Origin of the sequence: Halomonas terrestris, from assembly GCF_049166755.1 — a bacterium.
Lineage (GTDB): Bacteria > Pseudomonadota > Gammaproteobacteria > Pseudomonadales > Halomonadaceae > Halomonas.
This window is the reverse complement of record NZ_JBMHFZ010000018.1, coordinates 1-17,784: the sequence shown is the minus strand read 5'-3', so window position 1 is coordinate 17,784 and position 17,784 is coordinate 1. Positions and strand designations below refer to the sequence as shown.

General features: G+C 69.7%; 16 protein-coding genes and 1 pseudogene. 7 read left to right on the top strand and 10 right to left on the bottom strand.

What is annotated here, in order from left to right; genetic code table 11:
* Positions 1–66: 66 nt before the first annotated feature.
* Positions 67–1,140 carry a 4Fe-4S binding protein gene (locus tag ACOMD9_RS15730; protein ID WP_421416740.1) on the bottom strand — a complete coding sequence of 358 codons (1,074 nt, stop codon included), beginning with the start codon at positions 1,138–1,140 and terminating at the stop codon, positions 67–69.
* A 205-nt stretch (positions 1,141–1,345) separates the two neighbouring features.
* Between ACOMD9_RS15730 and ACOMD9_RS15725 the strand changes: the two genes are divergently transcribed.
* A complete protein-coding gene (locus tag ACOMD9_RS15725; RefSeq protein WP_421416738.1) occupies positions 1,346–1,789 on the top strand; it encodes a hypothetical protein in 444 nt (147 codons plus the stop codon).
* 30 nt (positions 1,790–1,819) lie between these two features.
* On the opposite strand, the gene ACOMD9_RS15720 is transcribed toward ACOMD9_RS15725, so the two are convergent.
* From ACOMD9_RS15720 to arsB, 7 genes and pseudogenes are all read right to left on the bottom strand, one after another.
* Entirely contained in the window at positions 1,820–2,053 is a 234-nt protein-coding gene (locus ACOMD9_RS15720; protein WP_421416736.1) for an MTH895/ArsE family thioredoxin-like protein, read from the bottom strand.
* Positions 2,054–2,139: 86 nt separating this feature from the next.
* The gene (locus ACOMD9_RS15715) at positions 2,140–3,489 is read right to left on the bottom strand and encodes a permease (RefSeq protein ID WP_421416734.1); all 1,350 of its coding nucleotides are present in this window, start codon (positions 3,487–3,489) and stop codon (positions 2,140–2,142) included.
* A 142-nt stretch (positions 3,490–3,631) separates the two neighbouring features.
* Positions 3,632–4,815: pseudogene (locus ACOMD9_RS15710) on the bottom strand (thiolase family protein).
* 103 nt (positions 4,816–4,918) lie between these two features.
* The gene (locus ACOMD9_RS15705) at positions 4,919–6,121 is read right to left on the bottom strand and encodes an MFS transporter (protein ID WP_421416731.1); all 1,203 of its coding nucleotides are present in this window, start codon (positions 6,119–6,121) and stop codon (positions 4,919–4,921) included.
* 62 nt (positions 6,122–6,183) lie between these two features.
* Positions 6,184–6,987, bottom strand: a complete 804-nt coding sequence (locus ACOMD9_RS15700) for a universal stress protein (protein ID WP_421416730.1) — start codon at positions 6,985–6,987, stop codon at positions 6,184–6,186.
* A gap of 4 nt (positions 6,988–6,991) precedes the next feature.
* The gene (locus tag ACOMD9_RS15695) at positions 6,992–7,285 is read right to left on the bottom strand and encodes a CC/Se motif family (seleno)protein (protein ID WP_421416728.1); all 294 of its coding nucleotides are present in this window, start codon (positions 7,283–7,285) and stop codon (positions 6,992–6,994) included.
* 3 nt (positions 7,286–7,288) lie between these two features.
* Complete coding sequence (gene arsB, locus ACOMD9_RS15690) at positions 7,289–8,389, bottom strand: ACR3 family arsenite efflux transporter (RefSeq protein ID WP_421416726.1); 1,101 nt, start codon at positions 8,387–8,389, stop codon at positions 7,289–7,291.
* A gap of 368 nt (positions 8,390–8,757) precedes the next feature.
* Between arsB and ACOMD9_RS15685 the strand changes: the two genes are divergently transcribed.
* Both ACOMD9_RS15685 and ACOMD9_RS15680 read left to right on the top strand, forming a co-directional pair.
* Entirely contained in the window at positions 8,758–9,372 is a 615-nt protein-coding gene (locus tag ACOMD9_RS15685) for an ABC transporter ATP-binding protein (protein ID WP_421416724.1), read from the top strand.
* Positions 9,369–10,172, top strand: a complete 804-nt coding sequence (locus tag ACOMD9_RS15680; RefSeq protein ID WP_421416721.1) for an ABC transporter permease — start codon at positions 9,369–9,371, stop codon at positions 10,170–10,172. Before ACOMD9_RS15685 ends, ACOMD9_RS15680 begins: the two co-directional genes overlap by 4 nt.
* Positions 10,173–10,192: 20 nt before the next feature.
* On the opposite strand, the gene ACOMD9_RS15675 is transcribed toward ACOMD9_RS15680, so the two are convergent.
* Together ACOMD9_RS15675 and ACOMD9_RS15670 are read right to left on the bottom strand one after the other, a co-directional pair.
* Positions 10,193–10,972, bottom strand: coding sequence for an alpha/beta fold hydrolase (locus tag ACOMD9_RS15675; RefSeq protein ID WP_421416718.1), 780 nt, complete (start codon positions 10,970–10,972; stop codon positions 10,193–10,195).
* Positions 10,973–11,000: 28 nt separating this feature from the next.
* Positions 11,001–12,188: an acetyl-CoA C-acyltransferase gene (locus ACOMD9_RS15670; RefSeq protein ID WP_421416715.1), complete on the bottom strand. Its 1,188-nt coding sequence runs from the start codon at positions 12,186–12,188 to the stop codon at positions 11,001–11,003.
* Positions 12,189–12,375: 187 nt separating this feature from the next.
* Here ACOMD9_RS15670 and ACOMD9_RS15665 point away from each other — a divergent pair, with 187 nt between their 5' ends.
* The 4 genes from ACOMD9_RS15665 (at position 12,376) to ACOMD9_RS15650 (ending at position 17,698) form a co-directional block, all read left to right on the top strand.
* Positions 12,376–12,945: a TetR/AcrR family transcriptional regulator gene (locus ACOMD9_RS15665; RefSeq protein WP_421416713.1), complete on the top strand. Its 570-nt coding sequence runs from the start codon at positions 12,376–12,378 to the stop codon at positions 12,943–12,945.
* A 227-nt stretch (positions 12,946–13,172) separates the two neighbouring features.
* The gene (locus tag ACOMD9_RS15660) at positions 13,173–14,846 is read left to right on the top strand and encodes an AMP-binding protein (RefSeq protein ID WP_421416710.1); all 1,674 of its coding nucleotides are present in this window, start codon (positions 13,173–13,175) and stop codon (positions 14,844–14,846) included.
* Between the two features lie 15 nt (positions 14,847–14,861).
* Positions 14,862–15,629 (top strand): SDR family NAD(P)-dependent oxidoreductase, encoded by a 768-nt coding sequence (locus tag ACOMD9_RS15655; RefSeq protein WP_421416708.1) that lies wholly within the window; start codon positions 14,862–14,864, stop codon positions 15,627–15,629.
* Between the two features lie 242 nt (positions 15,630–15,871).
* Complete coding sequence (locus tag ACOMD9_RS15650; protein ID WP_421416705.1) at positions 15,872–17,698, top strand: acyl-CoA dehydrogenase C-terminal domain-containing protein; 1,827 nt, start codon at positions 15,872–15,874, stop codon at positions 17,696–17,698.
* Positions 17,699–17,784: the final 86 nt, after the last annotated feature.

Here is a 17,784-nt window from a genome sequence, read left to right as displayed (position 1 = left end):
GGGTGCTCGAGCGGCGGGGGCGGGTCGCCACCGGTCGTCGTCGGTCGTCGGGCGCACTGGCCCGGGCTAGCCGAAGAGGTCATCGAAGCTCTCCTGCATCAGTGCCGCCTCTCGCCGGCAGGCCGGGCAGCGGGCGGTGGTCTCGTTGCCGTTCCGGGCGCTATCGCCCCCGGGTGGCGTGAAGGGGCGCCTGCACTGGAAGCAGTCGATGCGCGGCGTGCTGCGCAGCGTCACCGCTTGCGGGCCGTCGGGTGCGCCGGTGGCCAGGGCGCCCTCCGGGCAGGCGGACTGGCAGTGCCCGCAGTCGAGGCAGGCCCTGGGGTCGAAGACCAGCTCGCCTTCGGGTGTCTCCTGCAGGGCCGTGGTGGGGCAGACCCGCGCGCAGACGCCGTGGGCCCGACAGGCATCGGGGGCCAGGCTCAGCCCGGGCAGTGCCGGTGCCGCATGGGGCTTCCCCAGCGCCTCGGCGGCCACCCGCTGGCGCTCAAGCCGGCGGGCTGCGGGAGCGGCGTCGGCGGCGGCGATGGCCGGCAGCCGCGGTGCCGGGCGGCCGCGCAGCAGGTCACGGCGGCTTACCGCCGGGCGGGCGGCGCGAAAATCGCTGGCGCTGGGGGTGTCGGCGACAGTCACGAGCGCCTCGGCGTCGCGGCGCCAGGTGTCCGGGGCCTGCCCGGGGGCGGCCGGGCAGTCGCGGCAGCCCTCGGGCAGGGTCAGCGTGAGCGCCGCGGGAGCGGCGCGTGCCGCCAGCCAGGCCAGCAGGTCGGGGCCCAGGGTGCGCAGGCAGTGCAGGCGAGCCGGTCCGCCGACTTCTACCACCCGATGACAGCCCAGGCGCAGCGGCTCGCCGAGCGGCGGCTGCTCCATCAGGGCATCCAGCTCGGTGCTGACCAGGGCCTCGCTGGGGCAGGCCGGAACGCACTGGCCGCAGCCGTGGCAGGCATCGCTGGCCCGCAGGGCAACGCCGTCGTCGCCATCTTCGTGGAAGGCGAGGGCCGCGACCGGGCAGGCGTCGACGCAGCGCGTGCAGGACAGCGGATGGGGCGGCGCCTGCAGGCAGCGGGAGGCGACCCAGCCAAGTGGGGGCCCCATGGGCGTGAGCGCCCTGGGGGGGTGATCGGAGTGGGTGTCACGGTGCGGCATGGTGGTTCGCCCGCTATCATTATTATGATTATATGCGTATTAACATATATCTAGAGGAAAGCGTGGCAGAGAGCCAGGGCTGCTGCCACGACCTTTAGTCTAAGAGAGCGGCGGGAAGCGCCAGGCATTGACCTGGATCAATTTTGCACGGTCCGGCAACGAGACAATCCGAGCTGGCCATCAACACGAGGTGGGGGAGAGGTTCATGGCGGTACTGGTGGAAGCAACGGCGGTGATCGTCCGTGCGGCGGCGGTGGAGCAGCGCATCCCGGGAGGCTGGGAGGCCCTGGGCGACAGCCTGCCCGAGCAGGGCGTCTGCTCCGACGACGAACTGGTCAGCATCAGCCTGTTCGACCCGGCCGAGGTGCGTCGCCTGGTGGGTCGCCTGGTGGCACTGGGCCTGCGCTTCGACTGGGAGGGCAACGTCGAGGACATCGCCTTCGCCGACCAGAAGCGCGGCCTGATCACCCCCTGCGACTGGCTGACCTTCGAGACGGTGAACATCGGCATCGGCGGTACGCCGCCCGGCGTGGCGATCTGTCGCCTGGCCGGTAGCCAGAGCCACGAGCTGCGGGTGCCGGACGGCTGGCGCTACCAGGGCTCTCTCAGCGAGGCATTCGGTACGGAGGGGAGCGGCCCGGTGCCCTGAACCCGCCAGGCGCCGGGCCCGTTACCGGCATCAGGCCTTGAGCAGCTTCTCGAGCTCCGTGGCGCTGGCCACCTTGCCCTCGACGAGGATCTCGCCGTTGACCCCGAGTGCCGGCGTACGCAGTACGCCGGCATCGACGATGTCGTTGACGTCGGTGACCTTCTCGATCTCGCAGCCGATGCCCAGGGCACGGGTGGCGGTCTCGGCATTGGCGGCGAGCTGCTGGCACTTCTTGCAGCCGCTGCCGTAGATCTTGAGTTTCATGGCATCACTCCTTGCGGGTGGAAGGCAGGCCACGGGAGGTGACTCGCGCGGCCCCGTGGCTCATGGTCAGAGTCGATGATCAGTGCTCAGGGCCAGAACTGACCGTAGGGATAGCCGGTGAGGGTCGCCATGACCACCACCAGCGAGCAGTAGACCAGGGTCTTCCGGGTGCCCATGATGGTGCGAATCACCAGCATGTTGGGCAGCGACAGCGCCGGCCCCGCCAGCAGCAGCGCCAGGGCCGGGCCCTTGCCCATGCCGTTGCCGATCAGCCCCTGGACGATGGGCACCTCGGTGAGGGTCGAGAAGTACATGAAGCCGCCCAGCAGCGAGGCAAGGAAGGTAGAGCGGAAGCCGTTGTCCCCCACCGCCAGCACCACCCACTCGGAGGGAATCAGCCCCTCCTCCCCGGGGCGGCCCAGCAGCAGGCCGGCCACGAAGACCCCGACCAGCAGCAGCGGCATGATCTGCCTGGTGAAGTCCCAGCTCTGCTCGGCCCACTCCCGGTCGTCGTCGCGCAGGGTGGCGATCAGCATCAGGCCGATGATGCCCACCGCGAAGGCCAGCTCCGGCACGCCGGGCACCAGCAGGGCGGCCAGCACCACGGCGCCGGCCAGTACCGCCACCTGATGCAGCGGCCAGCCCCAGCGGCGGATCAGCAGCAGGGCGAAGAGGCCGGCGAGCAGGGCGGTGATGTGCCACTTGAGGGCGTGGATGGCCATCCAGGTCGGGCTGTCGGCGGCGGCCCAGTTGGCGAACACCAGGATGCCCACCATCAGGCCGAAGAAGAGGGCGATCTGCCCCAGGGGACGGGAGAGCTCGCCCTCGAAGCCGCGGCCGTTGGCAACGGCACGCGCCTGCTCCTCGCGGCGATAGATAAGGTGCATGATCACCCCGATCACCACGGCGAAGACGATGGCGCCGATGGCCCGCGCCAGCCCCAGTTCCAGGCCCAGCACCTTGGCGGTGACCACGATGGCCATGATATTGATGGCCGGCCCCGAGTAGAGGAAGGCCACCGCCGGCCCCAGCCCCGCGCCGCGCCGGTAGATGCCGCCGAACAGCGGCAGCACGGTGCAGGAGCAGACCGCCAGCAGGGTGCCGGAGATTGATGCCATGCCGAAGGCGACCGGCTTTGGCGCCGACGGGCCCAGGTAGCGCATCACCGCGCCCTGGCTCAGGTAGGCGGCCATGGCGCCGGCGATCAGGAAGGCCGGGAGCAGGCAGAGGATCACGTGCTCCTGGGCGTACCAGTGGGTCAGCCGGATGCCTTCCAGCACCGCGTTGTCGAAGCGGGCGCTGCCGGCGGGCAGGAAGTAGATCAGCAGGAAGATTCCCACCACGGCACCCAGCCAGCGCACCTGCTCGGGATTCTCCCTGGCGAGGCCCAGCAGGCGTTGGGGAAAGGAGGGGGTGGCTGGCCTGGATTCCGACATGTGAAGCCTCGCGACAAGCTGAGAGGTATGTCGATAATGATATATGCTTATGCGTATATTTACTAGCCCTGCCTGCCGGGAGCTTGAGGGGCATCAAGCTCCCGGCAACCGGGGGAAGGGAAAGAGGGAGAGTGGGTTGGGATCAGAGGCTTTCCAGCGCCAGGGCGATGCCCTGACCGCCGCCGATGCACAGGGTGACGATGCCGCGGCGCTGGCCGTTGCGTTGCATGGCATGCAGCAGGCGGGTGGTCAGCACCGCGCCGGTGGCGCCGATGGGGTGGCCGTGGGCGATGGCGCCGCCCTCCACATTGACGATCGCCTCCGGCAGGCCGAGCTCGCGCTGGCAGGCCAGGGCGATGGCGGCGAAGGCTTCGTTGATCTCCACCCGGTCCAGGTCGCCCACCGACCAGCCGGCGCGCTCGAGGGCCTGCCTGACCGCCGGCACGGGGCCGATACCGAAGTAGCCCGGTTCCACGGCGCCGACGCCGAAGGCCACCAGCCTTGCCATGGGCGCGAGGCCCTGCTTCTCGGCCCAGTCGCGCTCGGCGACGATCATCGCCGCAGCGCCGCTGTTGAGCCCCGGGGCATTGCCGGCGGTGATGGTGCCCTCCTTGCGAAAGGCGGGCATCAGCCTGGCCAGGGACTCCGCGGTGGTATCGCCGCGGTTGTGCTCGTCCCGGGCGAAGGTGGTGGTGCCCTTGCGGCTGGTGAGCTCGACGCCGGCGATCTCGGCGTCGAAGTGGCCCGCCTCCTGGGCCCTGGAGAAGTTCAGCTGGGAGCGCAGCGCCCAGGCGTCCTGGTCGTCACGGGAGATGGCGTAGCGGGTGACCAGGTCCTCGGTGTGCCAGCCGGAGTGCTTGCCGCTGAAGGCATCGTTGAGGCCATCGAGCAGCATGGTGTCGTGCATGGTCACGTCGCCCATGCGCGCGCCCCAGCGGCCCTGGGGCAGCACATAGGGGGCGCGGTCCATGTTCTCCATGCCGCCGGCGATGGCGCAGTCGGCCATGCCGCTCCAGATCTCCATGGCGGCGCTGGCCACGGCCTGGGCGCCGGAGCCACAGACCCGGTTGAGGTGAGTGCCGGGACTTCCACCGGCAGCCCGCCGCCGATGCCGGCCTGGCGGGCGGCGTTCATGCGGCAGCCGGCCTGGATGACGTGACCCATCACCAGCGACTGCACCTTGTCGGCGGCCAGCCCGGAGCGGGAGAGGGTCTCCTGGATGACCCGCGCGCCCAGGTCGGGTGCCGGGGTGTCCTTGAGGCTGCCGCCGTAGGTGCCGATGGCGGTGCGCACGGGGTGGCAGATGACGGCGTCGCGAGATGACATGGCAGACTCCTGGTGGCGACAAGGGGGCAAGCTCAACGATGTGACGTTCGGTATAGCACACCCCTGGCTCGACCGCCGTGATATGCGTCAAGGGGGGTGGGGCTCAGCGCGTACGGCCCTCGGCGGCGGCGTGGGCGATCGTCAGTGGGCGCAGGGCCCAGAGGCCCAGCAGCGGCCCCGGCAGCAGCCACCACAGCACCCAGGCGCCCTGCAGTTCCCACAGGGCGGTGGTGAGCGAGATGGCCGGGATGGTCAGGGCGAAGCCCACGGCGTTCATCACCGCCAGGGTCGACCCCACCCGCTCGCGAGGTGCGCTTGCCGCGGCCAGCGCCGAGAACTGCGGCGAGTCGGCGATCACGGTCAGCCCCCAGAAGGCAAGGAGCAACAGCAGCATGCCAGGCGGCAGCCAGGTCATCAGCGGGTACGCCAGGCAGATCAGCCCCGAGGCGGCCAGGGCGCGGCGCGCCACCCACAGGCTGCCGAGCCTTCGGCTCAGCCGGCCGCCACCCACGCAGCCGGCGAGCCCCAGGGCGATGACGGTGAACGACAGCCAGGGAATCCAGGCCGGCGGGGCGCCGAGTCGCGCCACTTCCCGGGCGACCAGGAAGGGGGCGAGCGTCCAGAAGGCGTAGAGCTCCCAGCAGTGGCCGAAGTAGCCTCCGGCCACGGCGCGGAAGCGGGCCTCGCGCAGCGCGGCCAGGCCGTCCAGCAGCCGGGCCCTGCCGCTCGAGGGCGGCAGGTGTGGCCCATCCCCCAGGGACAGGATCAGGGCACCGCCCAGCAGGGCCAGCGCGGAGGCGCCCAGCAGCGGCCACTCCCAGGGCATGCCCAGGCTGGCGCCGCGCAGCAGGTGGGGCAGGGCGGTGCCCAGGGTCAGCATGCCGACGAGCCAGGCCAGCGCCGCGCCGGTGTGCTTCGGCGTCCAGCCGATCACCAGCTTCATCCCCAGCGGGTAGATGCCGGCCAGGCACAGCCCGGTCAGCAGGCGCAGGGTGATCGCCAGGGACATCTGGTCGGCCACCAGCACGAAGCCGGCATTGGCCAGGGCACCGGCCAAGCAGGAGGCGGCGAAGATCCGGCTGGCGCGAAAGCGGTCTGCCAGGCCCGTGGTGGCGATGAACAGGGTGCCGGCGATGAAGCCCGCCTGCACGGTGAGGGTCAGTCGGCCCAGGTCCGCCTCGGAGAAGCCCAGGTCGCGGGAGAGCGACAGCCCCACGCCGTTGACCGAGAACCACAGCGAGGTGCCGAACAGCTGGGCGAGCACGATGACCGCCAGCGGAAAGCGCCGGATCAGTGAAGTGAGCATCTTGGCATCATTCCCGCTGGCACTGCCGCTGGCAAGGACCCGAGGGCGAACGACACGATGGATCAGGTGCCCCGGGGTACCACCAGCACCGGGCAGTGGGCGTCCCGGGCGATGGCCTCGGCGGTGCTGCCCAGCAGGAACTCCTGGATGCGGTTGCGCCCGCGCTTGCCGATCACGATCAGGTCGGCCTGCTCGCGCCGGGCCGCCTCGACGATGGCATGGCGCGGGTCGCCGTCCAGCACCCGGGTCTCGAGGCCCTCGATGTGCTGGCCGATCTCGTCGAGATGATGCTGGGCGTCGGCGATCTCGCGATCGCACCCCTCGGAGGCGCAGGTGGCGGTCACCGCCAGGCGGCGCTGGAAGTGCGGGGCGAGCCGCGCGGCCAGGGCCTCGGCGCCGCCCACGGCCTCGGAGCCGTCGGTGGCCAGCATCAGCAGGCGCGAGTCGGCGCCGACCAGCGCCTCGGCCACCGGCTCCAGCCACAGCGGCTGCACGGTCAGGCGGGCGGCATCCAGAGCCGTGCTGCCCAGGAAGAACTCATGCAGGCGGTTGTGGCCGCGACAGCCCAGCAGCAGCAGGTCGGCCCCCAGGTCGCTGGCGGCCTCGGTCAGCACGGCACCGGGCTCGCCGCAGCGCACCTCGGTGTCGATCGTCAGCCCCGGGTCGGCCAGGTCGCCGGCGAGTTCTTTCAGCCTGGCCTCGTAGTGGGGGCGGTGGGTCTCCTCGGGGGTGGCGGGGTAGCGGGAGCTGAGCACGTGGACCAGCGTCACCCGCTCGGTGCCCCAGCCGGTCAGCGTCTTCAGCCGCGCCTGCAGCAGCGGCCAGGCGGGGGAGAAGTCCACGGCGACCAGGATGTGCTTGAACATGGTGTTACTCCTTGGAACGGGTGGGGGAGGCGCCCTCCACGAAGAGATGCCTGAGGCCCAGGAAGCCCTCCACGTCGAGCCTCAGGCCCTGGTCGACCAGCGTCGGGTCGATATGGACGGTCACGCCGTCGAGGTCGAGGCGGGTGTAGCGCTCGGGTGCATCCGGCGCCCTGGCCTCGGCCACCGCGATATCGGCTCCTCCGCCGCAGCAGCCGTGGCGCGGGGAGAGGCGCACCGTGGCGACTCCCCCTTTCCGCTTGAGCCATTCGCGGGCGCGGTCGCTGACCTCGATGGCCATGGGTCAGCCCCTGGCCTCGGCGGGGGCCTGCGCCTCGGCCTCGGGGAAGTGGTGCCGGGTCTTGTTGGCGATGCGCACCAGCGCCAGCATCAGCGGCACCTCGACGAGCACCCCCACCACCGTGGCCAGTGCCGCGCCGGACTGCAGGCCGAACAGGGCGATGGCGGCGGCCACCGCCAGCTCGAAGAAGTTGCTGGCGCCGATCATCGCCCCGGGGGCCGCCACGTTGTGGGGCACCCGCCACGCCTTGGCCCAGCCGTAGGCGATGAAGAAGATCAGGAAGGTCTGGATGATCAGCGGGATGGCGATCAGCACGATGTGCAGGGGCGCCTCCAGGATCACCTCGCCCTGGAAGGCGAACAGCAGCACCAGGGTGATGATCAGCCCGACGGGGGTGATCGGCCCCACCTTCTTCATGAAGACGTTGTCGTACCACTCGATGCCGTGGCGGGCGATCAGGGTACGGCGGGTCAGGTAGCCGGCAGCCAGCGGGATGACGATGTAGAGCACCACCGACAGGGCCACGGTATCCCAGGGCACCTGGATATTGGAGACCCCGAGCAGGAAAACCACGATGGGGGCGAAGGCGAACAGCATGATCAGGTCGTTGAGGGCGACCTGCACCAGGGTGTAGGCGGCGTCGCCGCGGGTCAGGTAGCTCCACACGAAGACCATGGCGGTGCAGGGCGCGGCCCCCAGCAGGATGGCGCCGGCCAGGTACTGGCTGGCCAGGGGCTCCGGGATCAGCGGGGCGAACACCACCATCAGGAAGAACCAGGCGATGGCGAACATGGTGAAGGGCTTGATCAGCCAGTTCACCGAGGTGGTGATGATCAGCCCCTTGGGCTGGCGGCGCACACCGAGCACGGCGGAGAAGTCGATCTGCGCCATCATGGGGAAGATCATCGCCCAGATCAGGATCGCCACCGGGATCGACACCTGGGCATATTCGAAGCGCGAGAGCGTCTCGGGCACCGCCGGGGCGAACTGGCCGAGCAGCACCCCGGCGACGATGGCCAGCGCCACCCAGACCGAGAGGAAGCGCTCGAAGAGCCCCATGCCCTCCGAAGTGCTGGGTGACGGGGTGTCCCGATGTGTGGTCATGAACAGGATCCTTTGGCCGGCGAGCGTGAACATATGGATTGGCGTATATTTTAAGGCCGACGGCGGCACTTGGCCACTCGGTGCATGACGTTCACCCCGTTGCTGGCGCGTTGCGTTGGTCCGGGGCGCGCTGGAAGGCCGGCGAAACCACGCTGGGGTCCTGGATGTGGCGATGCCTGGCGGCGGCCTCGGCCCACAAGGCGAGCGGGCGGGGGCGGGGTGCCGTCCCGGGCCGAGCCCAGGAAGACCAGGAAATGGGGCATCATCGAAATCCTGATGGAAAATGGCGACCTTGATGTCGCAAGTTACCAGACTACCGACCCCCTGCCACGGTAGGATCCCAGTTTTCACGAACGGGAGTGATCATCTTGTCTGACCTGGGTGCCCTGCGGCTCGAGAGTGTCACCGTCGGAGGGCTGCACCCCGTCGAACTGGTCGTGGCCCCCGGCGAGATTCTCTGCCTCTCCGGCCCCAGCGGTTCCGGAAAGAGCCGACTGTTGCGTGCCATTGCCGACCTCGAGCCCCACGGCGGCGAGGTGTGGCTGGGCGACCGGGCCCAGTCCGCCATGCCGGGCCATCACTGGCGTCGGCGGGTGATGCTGGTGCCGGCGGAGAGCCACTGGTGGGCCGACAGCGTCGGTGAGCACCTCGCCGCTCCCGATCCCCACGATCTCGATGCCCTGGGCTTAGACCCGATGGTGCTGGAGTGGCAGGTGAGCCGGCTCTCGTCTGGCGAGAAGCAACGCCTGGCCCTGCTGCGTGCCCTGTGTCGCCAGCCCTCCGCCCTGCTGCTGGATGAACCCACCGCCAACCTGGACGATGCCACCACGCGACGGGTCGAGACCTGGCTGCTGGAGAAGGTGCGGGGCTGCGGCTGGCCGGTGATCTGGGTCGCCCACGACCGGGCACAGATCGGACGGGTGGCGAGGCGCCACCTGCGCATACGCGACAACCGCCTGGTAGAAGTGGAGCAGAGCGCATGAACGTGATCGATCTCTCCTGGTGGCAACTGGCCATGGCAGCGCTTCTGGTGGTGGCCCTGGCTGCCTGCACCGCAGCCGCGCGCCTGGGGATGAGCCGGAGCCTGCTGGTCGCCGCAGCGCGCACGGTGATCCAGTTGGCGCTGGTCGGCCTGGTGCTCGAGGCGCTGTTCGCGGCGTCACGGCTGCACTGGGTGGCGTTGATGGCGCTGGGTATGCTGCTGATTGCCGGCCGCGAGGTGATGGCACGCCAGAAGCGTCGACTGCTGGGTGGCTGGGCCTTCGGCATCGGTACGGTGGCGATGTTCCTGTCGTCTTTCACCGTCACGGTACTCACCCTGACGGTGATCATCGGCCCGGAGCCCTGGTACCGTCCCCAGTACGCCATCCCGTTGCTGGGGATGATGCTCGGCAACACCATGACCGGGGTGGCATTGGCGCTCGATCGTCTCACCGACACCGCCTGGCGCCAGCGGGCCGTGATCGAGAACCGGCTGATGCTGGGCCAGCGCTGGCAGGAGTCGATCGGTGACATCCGCCGCGAGGCGATGCGCAGCGGGCTGATGCCCATGATCAATGCCATGGCCGCCGCCGGGGTGGTCAGCCTGCCGGGCATGATGACCGGTCAGATACTGGCCGGCACCTCGCCGGCGCTGGCGGTGAAGTACCAGATACTCGTGATGTTCACCATCACCCTGGGGACCGGTTTCGGTACCCTGGCCGCGGTGGCGGCAGGCAGCCGCCGGCTGTTCGATGGCCGAGAGCGTCTGCGCCTCGATCGTCTGGCGGCACCCCGGGGGTGAGTGGATACAGCGGTCAAGCGTCAGGCCGAGGTCGGGCCGGCCAGGAAGGGCTGGAGGGTGGCGATCAGCTGCTCGGGGCACTCGCGATGTGGGACATGGCCGCAGGGCAGGATGGCGGTCTCGATGGGGCCGGCGACCCCCCCGGCGATACGTTCGGGCTGGGCCAGTGAGCCGTACTCGTCGTGCTTGCCGTGGATCACCAGGGTCGGGCAGGTCACGCGATGCAGCGCGCTGTCCAGCGTCCAGTCGGCGAAGGCCTCGGCGTGCCAGGTGTCGACCCAGGCGCGCAGCACCCATTCGGCCTTGTCACCGTGATGCTTCGTCAGGCGCGCCATGGCGGCGGGGTTCCGGAAGGCGTGCTCCGCCTCGCGGATGCCGGCCAGGGTGCGCGGCTCGATGCAGGCCTGGGCCGCCACCGTGATCAGCGCCTCGCAGCCGTCGGCATGCCGGCCGGCGATCTCGGTCGCCATGGCGCCGCCGACGCTGTGCCCCAGGGCCATGAAGCGCGCAAGCCCGAAGCGCTCGCGTAGCTCGTCGAAGGCCTCGGCCTCATCGGCGATAAAGCTGGTGGGTTGCGGGCCCGGATGGCAGGCCGACTTGCCGAAGCCGAGACGGTCGTAGGCGATCACCTCCCGGCCGCTGGCGACGGCGAGCATGGCGGGAAATTCCCGCCACAGTGCCACGCAGCCCAGCGAGTCGTGCAGCAGCACGATGGGGCTGCGTGGCGTCTCGCCGCCCGGAGGGGCCCAGCGCGCGGCGAAGCGTTCGCCGCGGGGCGAGGCGATCCAGGCTTCATGCATCCCGGGCGTCCCTGTCACGCCGCCGGCCTCAGTCGACCAGCTCGACCGCCACCGCGGTGGCCTCGCCGCCGCCGATGCACAGGCTGGCGATGCCGCGCTTGCCGCCCTTGGTGCGCAGGGCGTGGATCAGGGTGGCGATGATCCGCGAGCCGGTGGAGCCGATGGGGTGGCCCTGGGCGCAGGCGCCGCCGAAGACGTTGACCTTGTCGTGGGGGATGTCGAGCCCGTCCATGGCCAGCAGGGTGACCACGGCGAAGGCCTCGTTGATCTCGAAGAGGTCGACGTCGTCGACGCGCCAGTCGAGCTTCTTCAGCAGCTTGTCGATGGCGCCCACCGGGGCGATGGTGAACTCGCTGGGGTGCTGGGAGTGGGTGCTGTGGCCCAGCATGCGCGCCAGCGGCCTGGCGCCGAGGCGCTCGGCGGCCGACGCGCTGGCGAGTATCAGCGCCGAGGCGCCGTCGGAGATGGAGCTGGAGTTGGCCGCGGTGATGGTGCCCTCCTTGGCGAAGGCGGGGCGCAGCGAGCGGATCTTGTCGAGCTTGGCCTGGAAGGGCTGCTCGTCGTGCTCGACCAGGTTCTCGCCCTGGCGGGTGGTGACGGTGACCGGGGCCATCTCGGCGTCCAGGTGGCCGGCATTGGTGGCCGCCATGGCGCGCTCCAGGGAGGCGATGGCGAAGTCATCCAGGCGCTCGCGGCTGTAGTCGCGGGCACTGGCGACGTCCTGGGCGAACACCCCCATCAGCTTGCCGGTCTCGGCGTCCTCCAGGCCATCCAGGAACATATGGTCCTTGAGCTCGCCGTGCCCCAGACGGTAGCCGGTGCGTGCCCGGGTCAGCACGTGGGGAGCATTGGACATGGACTCCATGCCGCCGGCGAGCATCACCTCGCCGCTGCCGGCGCGGATCAGGTCGTGGGCCAGCATGGTGGCCTTCATGCCCGAGCCGCACAGCTTGTTGACGGTGGTGGCGCCGATGGCGTCGGGGATGCCGGCCTGGCGCATGGCCTGGCGGGCCGGGCCCTGCTTGACGCCGGCGGGCAGCACGCAGCCCAGGATGCCTTCATCGAGGCTGGTGGCCTCGATGGCGGCGCGCTCGATGGCGGCGCGAATGGCTACCGCGCCGAGTTCCGGGGCGGTGAGGCTGGCGAGGCTGCCGAGCATGCCCCCCATGGGGGTGCGGGCGGCGGAGAGGAAGACGATATCGCTGGCGTGGCTCATGGTGGTTCTCCCGGTGTGGCGTGCGGTTCCCGGTGGAGCCGCTTCGTGATTGGGTGTAGCCCCCGGCGCTTCACTGTTGCCGGGGCATCGAGGCCGGCCGACGGGGCCGCCGCGTTGACCCGTTCGCAGGGCTGTGGTTTTCTCAGGGTCAACCAAGCAAGCGCTAGTGTAAACGTCGATGAATGTAATGAATGACTCCCCCCGCCGCAAGGAACTCACGCGCCAGGCGGCACAGCTGTTCGTCCAGGAGGGCTTCGACCGCACCACGGTGCGCATGCTGGCCCAGGAGATGGGCATCAAGTCCGGCAGCCTCTTCCATCATTTCCGCGACAAGCAGGAGATCCTCGCGGCGGTGATCGAGGAGGGGACCCAGAACGCCCTGGCCATCGCGCGCGAGGCCCTCCAGCTGTGCGACAGCACGCCCGAGGCACGGTTGCATGCCATGGCGAGCGCTCATCTCGAGACCCTGCTCACCGATCGCAATGCTCACGTGGTGGCGCTCTACGAATGGCGCCGGCTCGATGCCGAGTCGCGTGATCACCTGAGCCACCTGCGCGACGCCTATGAGGCCCTGTGGGAGCAGGTCATCGACGAGGCCCTGGCGGCGGGACTGATTCATGGCGACCGCTTCCTGGTGTCGCGCTTCGTGATGGGGGCACTGAACTGGACGGTGCGCTGGTACGATCCGGCCGGGCCGCGCTCCCCGGACGACCTGGCCCGCGAGCTGGTCGCCATGATCACCCATCCCGCTGCCTGATGCCCTTGGCGGGCCCGTTGGCCCGCTCGCTCGACCATGGTCTAGTCGCCTTTCTCCCGCCAGGGGTTGCCCTGTCTCGTGCAAGTTACTACGTTGTACCGAGCGCTTGCTAGGTTGACGCTTACGTCAACTGCATATAACACGGTAGAGGGGCCCGCACGCCGGCGCCGATCCCTGCCGACGCCTTGGCCGACAACAAGCACAAACCGCGAGAGGGCAGTCACTCCATGAGCACCCAAGCGAACCTTCCCGATTACCGCACCTACCTGGAAACCTTCTCCGTCGAGGACGTGATCGCCCGGCTCGACGATCACCGGGACGGCAAGGCCAATGCCTTCGAATCCTGCTGCGGGCGCCACCTGCGCGCCGGCCGGGGCGAAGTGCCGGCGCTGGTCCACGAGGATACCCAGGGCAACGTCAATACCCTGACCTACGCCGAGCTCGAGGCCCAGAGCGCGAAGCTCGCCGGATGGTTCGCCGAGCGCGGCCTGGGCGTGGGCGACCGCATCGCCTGCATGCTGCCGCGCTCGCCCCAGCTGCTGGTGGCGGTGCTGGCCACCTGGCGCATCGGCGCGGTCTACCAGCCGCTGTTCACCGCCTTCGGCCCGGACGCCGTGGACTACCGCCTGGGCCGCGCCGACACCCGGCTGGTGATCACCGATCACGCCAACCGCTTCAAGTTCGACGGCCTCTCCCAGTGCCCGCCGGTGCTGGCGGTGGGCGGCCCGGACGCCGATCACGGCGACGACCTTGACTGGCGCGATGCGCTGGCCCACTCGCCGATCGCCTCGAACCCGCCGCGGCTGGGTCGCGACGCGCCCTTCCTGCAGATGTTCACCTCCGGCACCGTGGGCAAGCCCAAGGGGGTGGCGGTGCCGCTGGCCGCCATGCCCGCCTTCGCCCTCTACATGGAGCTGGCCGTCGACCTGCGCGACACCGACCGCTTCTGGAACATGGCCGACCCGGGCTGGGCCTATGGCCTCTACTACGCCATCGCCGGACCGCTGCTGCTGGGCGTCACCACCCACTTCTGCGAGGCGGGCTTTTCCGCCGAGGGCGCGCTTGACTTCATGACGCGACACCGCATCACCAACTTCGCCGCCGCCCCCACGGCCTACCGGCTGATGAAGGCCTCCGGCCTGTTCGACGACGCCCACCGGACCCTGGAGCTGCGCGCGGCGAGCTCCGCCGGCGAGCCGCTCAACACCGAGGTGGTGACCTGGGTGGAGCGCGCCCTGGGCTGCCCGGTCATGGACCACTACGGCCAGACCGAGACCGGCATGACCTGCAACAACCACCATGCCCTGGACCATCCCAAGCATGTCGGCGCCATGGGCGTGCCGATGCCCGGCTACCGCCTGGCGATCCTCGACGCCGAGTACAACGAGCTGCCCGCGGGCGAGCCGGGCGTGCTGGCAGTGGACATCGAGAACTCCCCGGCGCACTTCTTCGCCGGCTACACCTGGCAGGAGAAGCACCCCTTCGCCGAGGGTTACTACCTGACCGGCGACGTGGTGATCCGCAACGAGGACGGTACCTTCCAGTTCGCCGGCCGCGACGACGATATCATCACCACCGCCGGCTACCGGGTGGGACCCACCGACGTGGAGAACAGCGTGATGACCCATCCGGCGGTGGCGGAATCCGCTGCCGTGGGCCAGCCTGACGAGATCCGCGGCGAGATCATCAAGTCCTACGTGGTGCTGCGCGAGGGCTTCGAGGCAAGCGAGCAGCTGGCCGACGAGATCCGCAAGCAGGTGCGCGAGCGGCTCTCCACCCACGCCTTCCCGCGGGTGATCGAATTCGTCGAGGAGCTGCCCAAGACCCCGAGCGGCAAGATCCAGCGCTTCAAGCTGCGCGCCGATGCCGTCGACAAGGCCGACGCGGCGCCGGCCAAGTAACCCAAGGACCCCGATATGCACGTCAAGGACAATACCTTTCTGATCACCGGCGCCGCCTCCGGGCTGGGGGCGGCCACCGCCGAGCGGCTGGTCGCCGCCGGCGGCCGGGTCGTGCTCTGCGACCTGAACGATGCCGTCCAGGCCCACGCCGAGCGCCTGGGCGACGCCGCCCGGGCGGTGCGCGGCGACGTCACCTCGGGTGACGACATCCAGGCGGCGGTGGACGCCGCCGTCGCGCTCAGCGATGGCCGTGGCCTGGCCGGCGTCGTGCACTGCGCCGGCGTGGTCAGCGTGGCCAAGCTGGTCGACCGCGAGGGCAACCCCGCCGACCTCGACGCCTACATGCGCACCATCAACATCAACCTGGTGGGCACCTTCAACGTGATGCGCCTGGCCGCCGCGGCCATGGCGAAGCGTGCGCCGGGCGAGGACGGCGAGCGCGGGGTGATCATCAACACCGCCTCCATCGCCGCCATGGACGGCCAGGTGGGGCAGTGCGCCTACAGCGCCTCCAAGGCCGGCGTGGTGGGCATGAGCCTGCCCGCGGCCCGGGAGCTCTCGCGTCACGGCGTGCGGGTGATGGCCATCGCCCCCGGAGTCTTCGAGACCCCCATGATGAGCGAGATCCCCGACGAGGCCGCCCAGGCCCTGGCCGCCGCCGTGCCCTTCCCCAAGCGGCTCGGCAAGCCCGACGAGTTCGCCCGCCTGGCCGAGCAGATCATCACCAACCCCATGCTCAACGGCGAGGTGATCCGCCTCGACGGCGGTATCCGCATGCAATGACCCGGCTTCGCCGGGAGCTGTAAGCTATAAGCGCGAAGCCTGAAGAAGAAACACCCTCGTAGCCAACCTGCGGGGGTGTTTTCCATCGAGACTAGAAGCTGATGTTGCTGTCCAGCTTCCAGCTTTAAAACGAACGCTTGACTCCTTGTTCTCTCGCGCGTAATTTCAAACACATGTTTGAAAGCGGCCGCCGCCGCCTTCCTGCGCCCGACTTCAGGCGACCTTTTCTGGGAGAGATCGAGATGCCCGACTATCAGGCCCCCCTGCGCGATATCCGCTTCGTGATGGACGAGATGCTGGACTACCCGGCCCACTACGCCCGCCTGCCCGGCGGCGAGGAGGCCAGCCCCGACGTGGTGGCGGCGATACTCGAGGAGGGCGCGCGCTTCGCCCGCGAGGTGCTGCTGCCGCTGAACCAGAGCGGCGACCGCGAGGGCTGCCTGCTGGAGGGCGGCGAGGTGAAGGCACCCAAGGGCTTCAAGGAGGCCTACGCCCAGTACGTGGAGGGCGGCTGGCCGAGCCTCGCCGCCGACCCCGCCCACGGCGGCCAGGGGCTGCCGCACTCGCTGGCCATGGTGCTCAACGAGATGGTCTGCTCCACCAACCTGGCCTGGGGCATGTACCCGGGGCTCTCCCACGGCGCCGCCGACGCCCTGCGCCACCACGGCACCGAGGAGCAGCAGGCCACCTACCTGACCAGGCTGGTCGAAGGCACCTGGACCGGCACCATGTGCCTCACCGAGCCCCACTGCGGCACCGACCTGGGCCTGATCAAGACCCGCGCGGTGCCCGATGACGACGGCAGCTATGCGGTCACGGGGACGAAGATATTCATCTCTGCCGGCGAGCACGACCTGGCCGAGAACATCGTCCACCTGGTGCTGGCCAAGCTGCCCGACGCCCCCGAGGGCTCGAAAGGCATCTCGCTGTTCGTGGTGCCGAAGTTCTTACCGAATGAGCACCTGCCCGATGCCGACGGCAACCCGGGCGAGCGCAACGGCGTTTCCTGCGGGTCGCTCGAGCACAAGATGGGCATCCACGGCAACGCCACCTGCGTGATGAACTTCGACGCGGCGAAAGGCTTCCTGGTGGGCGCGCCCAACAAGGGCCTGGCCTGCATGTTCACCATGATGAACGCCGCCCGCATCGGCGTCGGTATCCAGGGCCTGGGCCTCACCGAGGCGAGCTTCCAGAACGCCCTGGCCTATGCCCGCGACCGCCTGCAGATGCGCGCGCTCTCCGGCCCCAGGGCGCCGGAGAAGGCCGCCGACCCGATCATCGTCCACCCGGACGTGCGCCGCATGCTGCTGACCCAGAAGGCCTTCGCCGAGGGCGGCCGGATGCTGACCCTCTACACCGCCCAGATGATCGATATCGTCGAGCACGGCAGTGACGCCGCCGAGAAGGAACGCGCCGAGACCCTGCTGGGCCTGCTGACCCCCATCGTCAAGGCGTTCCTCACCGAGGTGGGCTTCGAGGCGACCAACGAGGGCGTCCAGGTCTTCGGTGGCCACGGCTTCATCCAGGAGTGGGGCATGGAGCAGCTGGTGCGCGACGCTCGCATCACCCGACTCTACGAGGGCACCACCGGCATCCAGGCCCTCGACCTGCTGGGCCGCAAGGTGCTGATGAGCCAGGGTGAGAGCCTCAAGGTCTTCACCAGGGAGATCCACAAGTTCTGCCAGGCCGAGGAGGGCAACGGCGAGCTGGCCGAGTTCGTGCGCCCCCTGGCCAAGCTCAACGCCGAGTGGGGCGAGCTGACCATGGGCATCGGCATGAAGGCCATGACCGACCGCGAGGAGGTGGGCGCGGCCAGCGTCGACTACCTGATGTACGCCGGCTATGTGACCCTCGCCTACCTGTTCGCCCGTGCGGCGAAGCAGGCCCGCACCGTGCTGGCCGAGGGCACCGGTGAGGCCGCCTTCTACCGGGCCAAGCTGGACACCGCGCGCTTCTTCTACCAGCGCCTGCTGCCGCGCACCCGCGCCCACAAGCAGGCCATCGAGGCCGGCGCCGAGCCGCTGATGGCGATCAGCGCCGAGGACTTCGGCCTGGGCTTCGAGATCTGAGGTCGTGTCGGACTGACTGGCGAGCACTCTCTCGATCGGCAACGATCGGTGGTTGGCGGCGGGGACATCCCCGCCGCCTTTTTTCC

Coding starts and splice junctions, on each gene's coding strand:
- ACOMD9_RS15730 (WP_421416740.1), bottom strand. CDS start 1,140: ATGCCGCACCGTGACACCCACTCCGATCACCCCCCCAGGGCGCTCACG.
- ACOMD9_RS15725 (WP_421416738.1), top strand. CDS start 1,346: ATGGCGGTACTGGTGGAAGCAACGGCGGTGATCGTCCGTGCGGCGGCG.
- ACOMD9_RS15720 (WP_421416736.1), bottom strand. CDS start 2,053: ATGAAACTCAAGATCTACGGCAGCGGCTGCAAGAAGTGCCAGCAGCTC.
- ACOMD9_RS15715 (WP_421416734.1), bottom strand. CDS start 3,489: ATGTCGGAATCCAGGCCAGCCACCCCCTCCTTTCCCCAACGCCTGCTG.
- ACOMD9_RS15705 (WP_421416731.1), bottom strand. CDS start 6,121: ATGCTCACTTCACTGATCCGGCGCTTTCCGCTGGCGGTCATCGTGCTC.
- ACOMD9_RS15700 (WP_421416730.1), bottom strand. CDS start 6,987: ATGTTCAAGCACATCCTGGTCGCCGTGGACTTCTCCCCCGCCTGGCCG.
- ACOMD9_RS15695 (WP_421416728.1), bottom strand. CDS start 7,285: ATGGCCATCGAGGTCAGCGACCGCGCCCGCGAATGGCTCAAGCGGAAA.
- arsB (WP_421416726.1), bottom strand. CDS start 8,389: ATGACCACACATCGGGACACCCCGTCACCCAGCACTTCGGAGGGCATG.
- ACOMD9_RS15680 (WP_421416721.1), top strand. CDS start 9,369: ATGAACGTGATCGATCTCTCCTGGTGGCAACTGGCCATGGCAGCGCTT.
- ACOMD9_RS15675 (WP_421416718.1), bottom strand. CDS start 10,972: ATGCATGAAGCCTGGATCGCCTCGCCCCGCGGCGAACGCTTCGCCGCG.
- ACOMD9_RS15670 (WP_421416715.1), bottom strand. CDS start 12,188: ATGAGCCACGCCAGCGATATCGTCTTCCTCTCCGCCGCCCGCACCCCC.
- ACOMD9_RS15665 (WP_421416713.1), top strand. CDS start 12,376: ATGAATGACTCCCCCCGCCGCAAGGAACTCACGCGCCAGGCGGCACAG.
- ACOMD9_RS15660 (WP_421416710.1), top strand. CDS start 13,173: ATGAGCACCCAAGCGAACCTTCCCGATTACCGCACCTACCTGGAAACC.
- ACOMD9_RS15655 (WP_421416708.1), top strand. CDS start 14,862: ATGCACGTCAAGGACAATACCTTTCTGATCACCGGCGCCGCCTCCGGG.
- ACOMD9_RS15650 (WP_421416705.1), top strand. CDS start 15,872: ATGCCCGACTATCAGGCCCCCCTGCGCGATATCCGCTTCGTGATGGAC.